Genomic DNA, 12,010 nt, shown 5'->3' on the forward strand with positions numbered 1-12,010 from the left:
AATGCTTCTGCGGTGCGACATCACGACAAGCTTCACCGGTGATACGAGCGGCTTTGAACTGGATGCATCGTTCCAGGCATCTGCCGCGTCCATCGTTCTCTTCGGGCCGTCCGGCTCCGGAAAAACGCTGACACTGATGACCCTGGCGGGACTGCTGACCCCCCGGGCCGGGCATGTCTCGGTCCGGGGGGTCACGTTTTATGACTCCCAGGCAAGGGTGAACGTGCCTGCCAGAAAGCGCAACGTCGGCGTCGTGTTCCAGGACTATGCCCTGTTTCCGCATCTGACTGTCCGGGAAAACGTGGCCTTTGGCCTGAAGCGGCCTTTTCGACCGCTCGACACGGAACAGCGGCGCAACGTGGGGGAACTGCTGGAATTGTTCGGCATCGCCGCTCTTGCCGGACAACGTCCCTATCAACTGTCCGGGGGGCAGCGCCAGCGCACGGCTTTGGCCAGGGCCCTGGCTCCAAAACCGCGACTGTTGCTTCTGGATGAGCCGTTCACGGCCCTGGATCAACCCTTGCGGATGATAATGCGCGAGGAACTGGCCCAAATCCAGAAACGGTTCGACGTGCCCATGGTCATGGTCACCCACGATCTGGCCGACGTGGAGGTCTTTGCCCAAACCCTGGTGGCTTTTGGTCACGGGCGGGTGCTGGAGGTGCTGGACTACCAGGAGCGCCGCTCCGGAGGCGAATGCGCCGAGCATATTCTTACGCCGTTGTTTGAAGCGGCCAACGGCAATGGATTCGGAGCAGGGAAAGGAGGCAGGCGTTCGGGGTAAATCAATGCGGTTTCCAGGACGCAACATGAAAGGTTTGGAGGACTGTCGGTATCCGATAATATCTTCCCGAGAGGGAAGAAATCATTGAATTGAGCGATCAGAGCAGCTATTTCATCCCGAGCGGGAAGAACATGCACTTCGCGGAGGATCATCGTCACCATTCCTGGGCCAGGAGGAAAGGCCATGCCGCACCGGATTACCAGCGCCGTGGACCTCGGGCAGATCGCGGCTCAGAAGCGAAAGTTGGACGGACTGACCCAGGCTGATCTGGCCGGGTATTGCGAGGTTGGGCCAAGATTTGTCCGGGAGTTGGAACGAGGCAAGCCCACCGTGCGACTGGACTAGGCCTTACAAGTTCTTGAGGGATTGGGATTGGAACTGGTCGTCAAGGCCAGGGGAGAATAGGTATGTTTGTTGCGCGAATGCAGTGCGACACCGGCCAAGGATGTCATGCTGCTGGCGAGGTGGTGCCTTGCCAACACGCTGCTGGGCAACGCCGACGGCCACGCCAAGACCCTGTCCCTGCTCTACGCCCAGGGCAGGGCCCCACGGTTGGCGCCGTATACTTGCGAGCCAAGAGCGGACTTGACCCCTCTCTCGTAAAATAAGCCAAATGAGGAGAACATATGGCGCTATTTGATCTATGGAAGAATTCGCCGGATCAACTTCGTGACAAGCAAATACACCAGCTTATCGCCTTTTCGGGTGCCGGAAAGCTGAGGGACGGTAGTCCCTGCTCCGATGAACTGAGGGCGTTTCTTTCAATGGTTCCGTCGAGCGCCCTTGCTGCCTATGCCGATCAATGCCTTTCGGATACCTTCACGGATTCAGGGCTTGCTTTGCAAGACGTCGTGAACGAAATTGGGTCTCGGCTTGGCGCTGAGGTTATTCCTGGAAGGTACAGGGGAAAGGCTAAAGAGATCGGCTTTGATGGACTCTGGATATTTCCCAATGGTCAATCCATTGTTGTTGAGGTTAAGACCACAGACGCCTATCGAATTGACCTCAATGTTGTAGCTGGGTACCAACGAGAGCTCGTAGACGCTGGAAGGATCGAAGACGATGCCTCTTCAATTCTTCTCGTGGTTGGCCGCCAGGACACCGGCGACCTTGAAGCTCAAATTCGCGGATCACGCTTCGCATGGGATATTCGCATCATCAGTGTTGATGCGCTCAACCGCTTAGTCGCCACAAAAGAAGAAGTGGAAGATCCCGTCATAATCGATCGGATTCACAGCATCCTCATTCCACGCGAGTTCACGAGGCTCGATGAGATTGCGAACATTCTATTCTCTGCTGCAGAGGACATAAAGCAAGAAGCTTCCCCTGCGGAAGACGCAGAGCAGGAAATAGATGCCGAGCAATCTAAAGAGCCGAAGTTCAAGCCAGTGGCCTTTCACGAAGCTTGTGCCGCTCGTTTGGAAAAATATCTGGGGGAGAGCCTCATCAAAAGGTCCCGAGCAAGCTACCATTCGGTAGACAAGTCTATTCGGGTCAACTGTGCGGTCTCAAAAGAGCATGATCCTGAGAAAAATCCAAACTACTGGTATGCATTTCACCCGCATCAGAGAGATTATCTCAGCGAAGGCGTGAATTCTTTTGTAGTATTCGGGTGCGGGAGCAGCAAACGAGTGCTTGTCATTCCTTTCAACGATTTCATAAAATGGCTGGACGGAACATGGACTACTGAAAAAGAAGACAGGTATTACTGGCATGTGGTCATTGATCGAAATGGCGATAAGTATTCCCTAAGAAGGCGTAAAGGACTCGATTGCATTGACCTCACAATGTACTTATTACCAGCTGAAGTGTAACAAGTAGTTGCAGGTAGTGCTTGACCTAATGCGTACCCGTTCTGCCGCAAGTATACACATCGCGTCAAACGTGCCTTAACCACGGCGTTCGCCAGCGCGATCACCATTTCTAAAAAAAGATGTGGGAGAGAAAATCCTAGAATTATTCCTCATCCCTGCTTTCCGGATGATTTTTCCTGGGAAGAAAATTCACTAACTGGTCCCTGTACGCTCAAAATGCACACCATCCCCGATAAAGACTCCGCGACCCGGCGTTCGCCGGGCGCTTCGTTTTCCGTTCCACCCTCGGCCAAGGTTCTCGACTCCGTCCAACTGGCGGAACTGGAGCGGACGTTTCGCGCCTGGGCAACGGACTCCCCAAGGCGGGATGTTCGATGGTCCAGGCAGCGCATCCTTTTAATCTTTCTTTTGATCCGCCATACAGGTGCCAAGCTGAACGAAATATTGGACCTCAAGGCGGGGGACATTGATCTGGAGAGGCGGGTCGTCACTCTGGCCGGTGAAGACATGGAAAAGGCCAGAACCGTGGAAATCCCCGACGACTTGGCTGAAGAGCTGCGCACGGCCTTAAAAAAGGGTTCGCACGCTCCGGATGAGGCCCTTTTCCGGATTGATCCGGCCCATGTCCGACGCAAGTTCTACGAGCAGGCCGAGGCCTGCGGATTGCCCCGTGAGTTCGGCAATCCCAGTACGCTGCGTCGTTCGCGCTCCGTGGAACTACTGCGCGGTAATCTGCCTCTTCATGTTGTCCAGAGGCTGCTCGGCCATTCCACGCCCAACCTCACCGCCGCGCATCTGGATGTTTCCGAGGAGGACGTCCACCATGCCGCCAGGCAGTACGTGGACCGGGAGAGCCGCCGACGTACCAGCGCCCGGAATATTTTTTTCGGCAAGATCACGGAAATCGTCACCGGAGACATTCAGTCCGAGGTGACGCTGTTGACTCTGGGCGGGCTGAACGTCGTTTCGGTGATCACCAACGCCAGTCTACGTCGAATGCGGCTGAAGGTCGGGATGTTCGTGACCGCGGAAATCAAGGCGCCTTGGGTGCTTCTCGCCGGTCCCGAGGGGGCGGACCAAAGCAGCGCGGAGAACCGCCTGCCGGCCACGGTGGTTGAAATCAGCACCGGCAAGGTCAATACGGAAGTGCTGTTACGCCTCGCGGACGGCACGGAAATCTGCTCCGTGGCGACCACCGCCAGCTGCCGCCGCCTGGGCCTGCATCCAGGAGACCAGGCTTGGGTGCTCTTCGGGGCGTATAGTGTTATCCTCAATCATGAAGCATGCTGAACAGCATGAATCGGGTCCGGGATTATGGCGCTGACGGCCCTTCCGGATGAAGCGGTAGACCCCGTTGGGAATGGTCACGATGTTGCAGGTGGTTGGTGCTGACCGCCGGGGTGACGAAGCCCAGCACGCTCATCTGAAAGGGCAGCAACAGGTTCGCTCCGGATACGCCGCCCATTGGGCAGACGAAGGCCACGGCAAAACCGGCGACAAAAGGTATCCACGGGGCCACTTCGATTCCGGAGACGGGGAAGAGCATGAGGGAAACCTCCTGGCTTGAGGACGCGGATTCAGATATGCCCCCAGACTTTCTTCAGGAGGCTTTCGGCATTGCTCGACCCGGTGATAGACATGAAAAATATTTATTACGTGTCAATTCGCCGCTACACCCGGAAGATCGCCGTGTCAACGGGCAGGGTGCGCGGGATTCAAACAGCGATGCCGAGCGGCCGAGGTTGTCGGTGCAGCGTCATTTATATTGTCCGTTCACCACCACATGCAACCGGATCAGGTGCAGATCGTCGTAACTCACGGCTCCTCCCAGGGCGTCGAATATCGGGCGAAGCCGCTCGGGGCCGTGTTCGGCAAAGGCGTTGAGAGCCTGGTCCAGGGTGTCCGGAGGCAGGGGGATCTGGTCCGCCAGGGTGTCGCCGCGCACGGGGCGGCCGGCCTGGAGGGCTTGCCAGAGGTGGTTGATGATCGTGCCCGGTTTGACCGAGAAGGTCTCGCAGAGTTGGGCGATGGTCCGGCCCTGCTCGTGCAGCGCGAGGACTTCCAGGGTTCGAGCACCCAAGCCTTCGGTTTGCTTGCGGGGGGCGGGGAGCTGGTTCGAGGGGAACTGCTCGGCGATGCCCCGCTCTGCGCAATATTCACGGATAATGGGCAGGAATTCCTCGGCATAGCGGGCCAGTTTGGCCTCGCCGACTCCGTGGACCACGGCCAGGGCGCCGGGGGACTGGGGAAACAGCGCGGCCATTTCCACCAGAGTGCGATCCGAGAAAATCACGTAGGGCGGGACATTGGTCGCCTCGGCCAGGGCCTTGCGCTTGGCGCGCAGCAGCGCGAACAGATCCGGATCATGGTCCCGGTCCGTCGGGCCGGAGGACGGCGCGGCGGCGTGGTCCGGGTCTGGAAGCACGCCCAGGACCTTGCGGCCCCGGAAGACCTCGTAGGCCTCCGGGCCAAGGCGCAGGCCGCCGTGTTCCATGTCCTGGATCAGCAGGCCCTGCTGGATGAGCTGGCGGGCCAGATGCTGCCACTGCTTCTTGGAGTACTCCAGGCCGATGTTGTAGGTGGACAGGGCGTCGTGGCCCCGGCTGAGCACTTTTTCCGAGCGGGAGCCTCGCAGCACGTCGATGATATGGGTCATCCCGAATATTTCCCCGGTGCGCTTGACGCAGGACAGGAACTTTTGGGCGGCCACGGTCACGTCCTCGGGCTCCCGGCGCGGCGTGAGGCAGTTGTCGCACATCCCGCAGTTTTGGTCCGGATAGGATTCATTGAAGTAGTTCAGCAGGGGAATCCGGCGGCAGACGGTGGATTCGGCGTAGCCGAGCATGGCTTCCAACTGCATCCGGGCCGGTTTTTGCTGGGCCGGGTCCATTTTCTTGATAAAGGAGGCCGAGGTCTGCACGTCGCCGTAGGTGAACAGCAGCAGACAGTCCGCCCGCAGTCCGTCCCGTCCGGCTCGGCCCACCTGCTGGTAGTAGCTCTCCAGGTTTTTAGGCAGGTCGTAGTGGACCACGTAGCGGATGTCGGACTTGTTGATGCCCATGCCAAAGGCGATGGTGGCCACCATGATTCGGACGTCGTCGCGGATGAACCGGCGCTGATGACGCATCCGGGTGGGGGCGTCCAGGCCGGCGTGATAGGGCAGGGCATCGTGGCCCCTGGAGCGCAGCATTTCGGACAGCACGTCCACCTGTTTGCGGGTGGCGCAGTAGATGATCCCGGCCTGGTCCGCGCGGGGCTGGACAAAGCTCATGAGTTGGTCCGCGGCCCGGGTTTTGGGCACGATCTCCAGAAAGAGATTGTCCCGGTTGAAGCTGGCCAGGTGCGTCTGGGCGTCGCCAATGTCCAGGGCGGCCTTGATGTCCCGGCGGACCAGCTCGGTGGCCGTGGCCGTGACCGCCAGGCAGACCGCGGCGGGCAGCAGGCGGCGCGCTTCCAGCAACCGGCGGTACTCCGGACGGAAATCATGTCCCCACTCGGAAATGCAGTGGGCCTCGTCAATGGTCAGGCAGTCCACGGCCACGTTTTTCAGGAGTTCCAGAATTCCGGGCAGGAGCAGGGTTTCCGGGGCCGCGTAGAGCAGTTTGACCCGCCCGGCCCGGACATCCGTCAGCACGGCTTGATATTCGTGTCCCGGCAGGGTGCTGTTCAGAAATACGGCGGGCAGGCCCAGTTCCCGGGCCTGCATCACCTGGTCCTCCATCAGGGCGATGAGCGGGGAGACCACCACGGTCAAGCCCGGAAACATCAGGGCCGGAAGCTGGTAGCACAGGGATTTGCCGCTGCCCGTGGGCATGATCGCCAACGTGTCCCGCCGGGCCAGCACGTCGGCAATGACCTCGGCCTGCAACGGCCGAAAGGCGTCGTAGCCAAAGACCTGCTTGAGGATGGTCGCGGGATCGGCGGTAGCGAAGCGGCCCAGATCCAGGATCGGGAGGGGCGGCGAAACGGATTCGGGCCATGCTGCTTCCTCCAGGTCTTGATCCTGGTTTCCCGGCATGTCCGCGTCCGTGGGCGGCGGGGCCTCGTCTTCCGGCGGGGCGAAGCGCTCCGCCGGATCGGCCTCGCCCGTTACGTCCGTCACGCCCGTCACGCTTCCTCCGTCCATCGCGTCCTCATGGCCGGGCTGCTCGCTCAACCCCGAAGCATCCCGCCGGGCCAGCACCGCTTCCTGGGAGATCAACGCGCCGTGTTCGTCGATATGGACCACGGGTACGCCTTCCGCCGCCAGACTCGTCCCGATCAACAGGGCCCGGTGACAGTGCTCCGGCCTGGCCTCGCAACAGAGCAGGGCCGCGCGGGCCTGCTCGGCGAAGGCCTTGTGCAGCCGGTCCAGTCCCCGGCGAAAGGTCGAGGACTGGACCGGGGCGTACATGCCCGGCTCCGGGACGCTTTGTTCGGAGTCATCCGGCAAGCCGCCCAGGTCGTGCCCCATGAACACGTACCGGGGGCCGTCCGTTTTCAGACGTTGTTCCAGGGCCGCCTTGGCGTATTCCGGACGCCGCTTGGAGTACGGTCTGGAGCGAACATCCAGGAGATAGACAATGTCATACTTTCGGAGCAGGTCCAGCAATTCATCGATGGTCCGGGAGCCGTAGCCGATGGTGAAGATGGGAGTCGGATGCATGGGGACGGGGGGCTTCGCGGATCAGTGGGACGTGTCCGAAGAGGATTCTGAGTCTTCCTCCGGAAAAGGCCCCTTGTCGATCAGGCCGTGATTACGCAGGATTTCCAAAAGCATTTCCGGCTCAAAGGGTTTGGTCAGATAGGCGTCGGCCCGTTCCTCGAACTGGGCCTTGAGGATGTTATCATAGTCCGCAAGGCTCGAAACCATCACGGCCTTGGTACGGATGCCGCCCAGGCGCTGTTCTTCCAGGCGACGGATCATGCTCAGGGCTTTATGACCGTCCAGAATCGGCATTTCGATGTCCATCAGGATCAAATCGAAGAGTTTTTTGTCCTCCAGGGACCGAATAAATGCGTTGACGGCCTGTCTTCCGTCGAGCACCTGAACGACTCGGCCGTAGGGTGCCACGATCTCCCGAAGGTGTTCCTGCATGCTTCGGCTGTCCTCTACAATCAGCGTACGCATAGACTGTCCTTATTTTTAGATGGTGGCGCGGACTAATTCGGTTACGAGTTGGTGCGGCGTTTCTTTGAGACTTTCGCCGAAGGCCCGGAGGATCGCTGCCGCGAGTCTTTTTTTTGATCAATACCCGTCGATTCTCCGGAGGAGGCTAGCTTCGGTTTGTCGGAAACGTCCGCCTTGGGCATGGTTCCTTGCTTCGGTTTTGGCTTGTCTGTTCCAGACTTTGCCTTACCAGCGGTCGAAGGCAACTCGGCCACCACTGCATGGCTTTTGGGGTCGCGCCAGGACGGTTCAGAAAGACGGACGGGGACGAGATCACCGGAGCGCGTGCCCGGTGCGCCAGGTGCCGAGAGGATCAACAGCTTGCCCTGGGCCGCGCAGCCGTAGCGCCCGATCATTTGCCCGCGTTCCCGGGTCGGAACGGAAAACTCCGCGCTGATGATTCTGGCCAATCCCTTCCCGGCGTCCGGGGGATTGGGGGCAGGGGCTTCGCGATACGGGGCTTCGAGGTTCGGGGCGACGTTCAACTCTTTCCGTCCGGGATCGGCCAAATCGGGTCCGACCAAATACGCGTAGCTCAGACTCACATCCCGCTTGGCCAAGTCGGCTTCCCGAGACAATTCCGTCAGCCAGGGCGGACAGCCGCGGGCGGACAGGGTGAAATGGCACCAGGATGTCTCCCGGTATTCGAGCATCGGACAGGCCTGGTGATGGGTGCAGGGGCCGAGCACGTGCCAACCCTCGGCCACGGCGCTTTCTCGGACCAGGCTGACCAGCTTCCCGCCGAGGCGGTTTCCGGGTTCCACGAACAGGCACCGGCCGCCGTGGCGCTGATGGGCGGCCACGGTCCGGAAAAAATCCGCGACTTGTTCACCGAGAGGGTCCCGTCGATGCCAGGGCAGTTCGTTCAGGAAATTGGCCGCGGTGAGCAGGTCGGCCCGGGGCAGGTCCTTGAGGCCCACGTGCCACGGGGCGTGAATGAGATGAATTTTCCACCGGCTCTGGCCCTGGCCGAGAGTGCTTTTCAGGCTGTTCACCAGGCCGTGGTAAAGCTTCCGGCCTTCGCGCATCGGCTTGGGCGTGGCGTCCAGACAGTGAAAATGCAGCTCTCTGGTCAGCAGGTCCGGTCTGGCCAGGGCCAGGGCCTGGACCACGGTCAGCGGTCCGGAGCCCAGATCCACGATGGTCGCGCCTTCGGGCAAATCCAGGTCCAACCCGCCCAATAGCCGGGTCAGGCGCAACAGGTTCCAGGGCAGGAAATACCACAGATACGCCCCCAGGGCGGCTGGAGCGTGCAGGTAGTCCCGCCCGAGAAATTCCGCGCGGTCCTCGATGAGAAACGAGGACAGCTCCTGAATGTTGTCCGGCAGTCTGCGCCGATGGGCGGCCTTCATCGGCATGACCTCCCGCAGCAGGTCGGCGTAGTCAGTCAGGGCCCGCTGGGCAGCGACGGAAAGATCGGGAAACGGCGCGCCAGAGAAGCCGGGGGTGCCGGCGGGGCGCGATGGGGTGTCAGACATGGCGAAAGACCAACCTTTGCGTGTAGTGTGAAAAGAAGTCCGGTTCCTGGCCGATGTTCAGGGTCGTGATCATCGGCGCTATTCTCTCGATCCAGTCCCTGGCCTCGGGGCTGTTTATCAGCAGGGCGGCCCCGGTCAGAGAGCTGTTGCCCACGGGGTGGATTCGACGTCGGTAGCCGGGCGGGACGAAACCCAGTTCCTCCAAGGCGGAAAGATCCGCATGCTCCCCCAGGGCCCCGGCCAGATACACGGCCCGCAACGCCTCCGGTTGAATGCCTCCCTCGGCCAGCAGCCGCGAAAAGGCAAGGTTGAAGGCCGCTTTGACCTTGAGCATTTCCTCCACGTCGCGTCCGGTCAGATACACGTCCGGGCCGAGCAAAAAGCGCCGTTCACCGTCCCGGTCCGCCAAGCCCAACCCCACCTGTCGAGCCAGCGGACTGTCCCCGGGCGCGAATCCCCCGGTGCGGTCCAGGAGTCCCAGGCGTAACAACCCGGCCAGCAGGGCCAGGTAGCCGGTCCCGGAAATCCGTTGCCTATTGGGCTTCGGGAGGGGGACGTTCACGTGTTCCGTGTTCCCTGTGCCCGAGTCTTCAAGGGGCCGAGGCTGCAGCCCAAACGGCGTCACGGCCACGTCCACCCAGACCCCGGGCAGGGCCGCGGATCCACAGGACATGCCGATGCCCTCCAAAGCCGGCCCCATGGGCACGCTGGCCGCCAGGTACCGCTCAGGCCCGAGGGCCAGAATGAATTCGCCGTTGGTTCCCAGGTCCGCCAGAAGGAAAGGGTAGGCCGGGGGAGAAGCGGCGGTGAAATGCAGGGCCGTCAGTCCGGCGCTGAGGTCGCCGCCGATGAACGGGGCTGGTTGCGGCGGGATGTAGGTTCGTCCGTCGTCTACATATGCTTCCTGGGGAGTTTCCTGAAAAGGCAGCCTGGTCCAGAATCCCCCTGGATGGGGGCGTTGATATGGGGCCACGGCCAGCCCCCGTAGTGGCCATTCCAGCAACAGGGCGGTCATCACCGTGTTTCCGGCCACGCAGATCCGGTCCACCGGAGCGGGCAGGGCCATGGTCAGTTCTCGCAGTCGTCGCGACACCACATCTCGGAGCATCCGGGCGTTGTCCGGAGCGGCCAGGGCGAATCCCAGCCGGGACATCACCTCGCTGCCCGCGGCCAACTGCGGATTGAGTTCCCGCCCCTGGACCAGGACGCCTTTGTCGTCCAGGAGTTGCCAATGCAAACTGGTGGTCCCCAGGTCCACGGCCAGGGCCAATGACCCGCTGACGGATCGAGCCAAGGCGATTCCGTTCGATTCGAAAGCACCGGCGGATTCGGCGGCAATTCCGGGAAACGCGAACGGTAGGCGGACCTTCAGTCCGCCTACGGCGTGGCGGCGGCAAGCCAGTCGCCCGCCCTGCTCCAGGACCTCCGGGGACAAGGTCGCCCGCTCGTCCGTCGACGGCTCGGAATCGCCGACCACATACACCAGGCAATGGCCGCACCGCCCCAGACCGCTGCAAAACGGCTTCGTGGGCCAAAGGCCTTCCAGAAACAGAGCTTGGGCCAGGGTCTGTTCCGGAGTGGTCCGGACCAGTCGGGTGCGCCGGAGAGCGTCCTCGACGACAAGCACTTCGGACGCGCCGGATTCGCTCGCCACCGGACTACTTCTGCTCCTGCTTGGCCATGGTCCCTTTCTCGTTGCATTTGGGACACTTTTGGGGCTTGCATCGGCCTTCCTTCTTTTCACCGCACTTGGAACAAATGAATTCCGCCATGGTGGTTCTCCTTGCTGTCGGGGTTGTTGTGGGGAGCAGTAGAAAAAAAGCCAGGGCGAACCGATGTGGTCGCTCTGGCTGCCCAGGGCGGGCACGTAGGCCCGCCCCTACTCCAGTTCGAACGTGACCGGCAGCTCCTGGAAGTACTGGCGCACATGGCTTTCCAGGGAACTGCGATCCATGGTCACGATCCGCCAATTGGCCTGATACCGGCCTGACTGGACCGAGACGCCCAGCAGGTCAATGGTGTCCATGGAGACGTCCAGGCCCCTAAGATGCCGGTCAAAGGCCTGGATATCCCCGGCGGAACGCCATCCCAGGGTGACCAGGGTCACCGCGTCCTCGAAGCCTCCGCGAACCCGGTCCAATCGGAAGTAATTGCCCCACAGGGCGGCCCAGATTCCCGGCAGGTCGCGTCCCGCCGTGGTCCAGACCATGCCCTCATAATCCAGTACGCCTTGCCACCCGCCTTCACTCATTAGCGCCAGACGCAGAATCAGGGAGTCCGAGCCGTCGTCGCGCATGCCGGAGAGCTGCTCCAAGGTTCGGACCACTTCCAGTTGCTCCGGCGCCAGGCCCTGGGGATCGAGTCGGTAGCCGATCTGGTAGTCCCGTGTGTAATATGTGCCCAAAGCCCGCAGGAAATCACGCAACGCCTCCCGATTGACTCGGACATTCAGGTGCAGGACCGCGCCCCATTCCGTGGGCAGGTATTCGTTTTCTTCCCAACCCAGGACGTATTCCTCGGCCCGTGACTCCAAAATCCGCTCCAACGCGGCCCTTCGTCCGTCGCTCAGTTCTCCCCGTAACAGAACTTCCGCCTCCTGAGCCACCCCTTGAGCCAGGGCCTGGCGCAGGGCGGAAGGGCGGGGCTCCGAAACCCCGGCTTCATCGGCTTCCACGAAAATGCGCACGTCTTGCCCGGCCAGTAAGAACGTGGGCAGGCTGGAAATTAGAACGGCCATCAGTGTGGATATGAACCATGTTGTTGGGATGCTGCTTCGCAAGACTTC

12 protein-coding genes are annotated in these 12,010 nt (G+C 61.2%); 5 read left to right on the top strand and 7 right to left on the bottom strand.

The annotated features are described in order from the left end of the window. The first annotated feature begins 1 nt into the window (after position 1). The 5 genes from C6366_RS04930 to C6366_RS04945 all read left to right on the top strand — a co-directional run bounded on the left by C6366_RS04930 (position 2) and on the right by C6366_RS04945 (position 3,888). On the top strand, positions 2-784 hold the full coding sequence (locus tag C6366_RS04930) for an ABC transporter ATP-binding protein (protein ID WP_107736235.1): 783 nt from the start codon (positions 2-4) through the stop codon (positions 782-784). Between the two features lie 183 nt (positions 785-967). Next, positions 968-1,129 carry a hypothetical protein gene (locus tag C6366_RS19980; RefSeq protein ID WP_199221428.1) on the top strand — a complete coding sequence of 54 codons (162 nt, stop codon included), beginning with the start codon at positions 968-970 and terminating at the stop codon, positions 1,127-1,129. 69 nt (positions 1,130-1,198) lie between these two features. Further along, positions 1,199-1,387 carry a type II toxin-antitoxin system HipA family toxin gene (locus C6366_RS04935; protein WP_146164773.1) on the top strand — a complete coding sequence of 63 codons (189 nt, stop codon included), beginning with the start codon at positions 1,199-1,201 and terminating at the stop codon, positions 1,385-1,387. Positions 1,388-1,410: 23 nt separating this feature from the next. Then, positions 1,411-2,598 (top strand): hypothetical protein, encoded by a 1,188-nt coding sequence (locus C6366_RS04940; protein ID WP_107736237.1) that lies wholly within the window; start codon positions 1,411-1,413, stop codon positions 2,596-2,598. 216 nt (positions 2,599-2,814) lie between these two features. After that, on the top strand, positions 2,815-3,888 hold the full coding sequence (locus C6366_RS04945) for a TOBE domain-containing protein (RefSeq protein ID WP_107736238.1): 1,074 nt from the start codon (positions 2,815-2,817) through the stop codon (positions 3,886-3,888). Positions 3,889-3,910: 22 nt separating this feature from the next. On the opposite strand, the gene C6366_RS04950 is transcribed toward C6366_RS04945, so the two are convergent. The 7 genes from C6366_RS04950 to C6366_RS04975 form a co-directional block, all read right to left on the bottom strand. After that, positions 3,911-4,144: a hypothetical protein gene (locus C6366_RS04950; protein WP_199221429.1), complete on the bottom strand. Its 234-nt coding sequence runs from the start codon at positions 4,142-4,144 to the stop codon at positions 3,911-3,913. 210 nt (positions 4,145-4,354) lie between these two features. Further along, entirely contained in the window at positions 4,355-7,243 is a 2,889-nt protein-coding gene (recQ, locus tag C6366_RS04955) for a DNA helicase RecQ (RefSeq protein WP_107736239.1), read from the bottom strand. Between the two features lie 21 nt (positions 7,244-7,264). Continuing rightward, on the bottom strand, positions 7,265-7,708 hold the full coding sequence (locus C6366_RS04960) for a response regulator (RefSeq protein ID WP_107736240.1): 444 nt from the start codon (positions 7,706-7,708) through the stop codon (positions 7,265-7,267). A 41-nt stretch (positions 7,709-7,749) separates the two neighbouring features. After that, a complete protein-coding gene (locus tag C6366_RS04965; RefSeq protein ID WP_107736241.1) occupies positions 7,750-9,225 on the bottom strand; it encodes a small ribosomal subunit Rsm22 family protein in 1,476 nt (491 codons plus the stop codon). Beyond that, positions 9,218-10,879, bottom strand: a complete 1,662-nt coding sequence (locus tag C6366_RS04970; protein WP_158269650.1) for an ASKHA domain-containing protein — start codon at positions 10,877-10,879, stop codon at positions 9,218-9,220. The genes C6366_RS04965 and C6366_RS04970 overlap by 8 nt, the downstream gene beginning before the upstream one ends. Positions 10,880-10,883: 4 nt before the next feature. Further along, entirely contained in the window at positions 10,884-10,997 is a 114-nt protein-coding gene (locus C6366_RS20640) for an RCKP-type rubredoxin-like domain-containing protein (RefSeq protein WP_158269651.1), read from the bottom strand. A gap of 107 nt (positions 10,998-11,104) precedes the next feature. Continuing rightward, positions 11,105-12,004 carry a hypothetical protein gene (locus tag C6366_RS04975; RefSeq protein WP_146164774.1) on the bottom strand — a complete coding sequence of 300 codons (900 nt, stop codon included), beginning with the start codon at positions 12,002-12,004 and terminating at the stop codon, positions 11,105-11,107. Positions 12,005-12,010: the final 6 nt, after the last annotated feature.

The sequence above is a fragment of the Desulfonatronum sp. SC1 genome, from assembly GCF_003046795.1.
In the GTDB taxonomy this organism is placed as follows: Bacteria; Desulfobacterota; Desulfovibrionia; order Desulfovibrionales; family Desulfonatronaceae; genus Desulfonatronum.

Coding starts and splice junctions, on each gene's coding strand:
- C6366_RS04930 (WP_107736235.1), top strand. CDS start 2: ATGCTTCTGCGGTGCGACATCACGACAAGCTTCACCGGTGATACGAGC.
- C6366_RS04945 (WP_107736238.1), top strand. CDS start 2,815: ATGCACACCATCCCCGATAAAGACTCCGCGACCCGGCGTTCGCCGGGC.
- C6366_RS19980 (WP_199221428.1), top strand. CDS start 968: ATGCCGCACCGGATTACCAGCGCCGTGGACCTCGGGCAGATCGCGGCT.
- recQ (WP_107736239.1), bottom strand. CDS start 7,243: ATGCATCCGACTCCCATCTTCACCATCGGCTACGGCTCCCGGACCATC.
- C6366_RS04960 (WP_107736240.1), bottom strand. CDS start 7,708: ATGCGTACGCTGATTGTAGAGGACAGCCGAAGCATGCAGGAACACCTT.
- C6366_RS04940 (WP_107736237.1), top strand. CDS start 1,411: ATGGCGCTATTTGATCTATGGAAGAATTCGCCGGATCAACTTCGTGAC.
- C6366_RS20640 (WP_158269651.1), bottom strand. CDS start 10,997: ATGGCGGAATTCATTTGTTCCAAGTGCGGTGAAAAGAAGGAAGGCCGA.
- C6366_RS04950 (WP_199221429.1), bottom strand. CDS start 4,144: ATGCTCTTCCCCGTCTCCGGAATCGAAGTGGCCCCGTGGATACCTTTT.
- C6366_RS04965 (WP_107736241.1), bottom strand. CDS start 9,225: ATGTCTGACACCCCATCGCGCCCCGCCGGCACCCCCGGCTTCTCTGGC.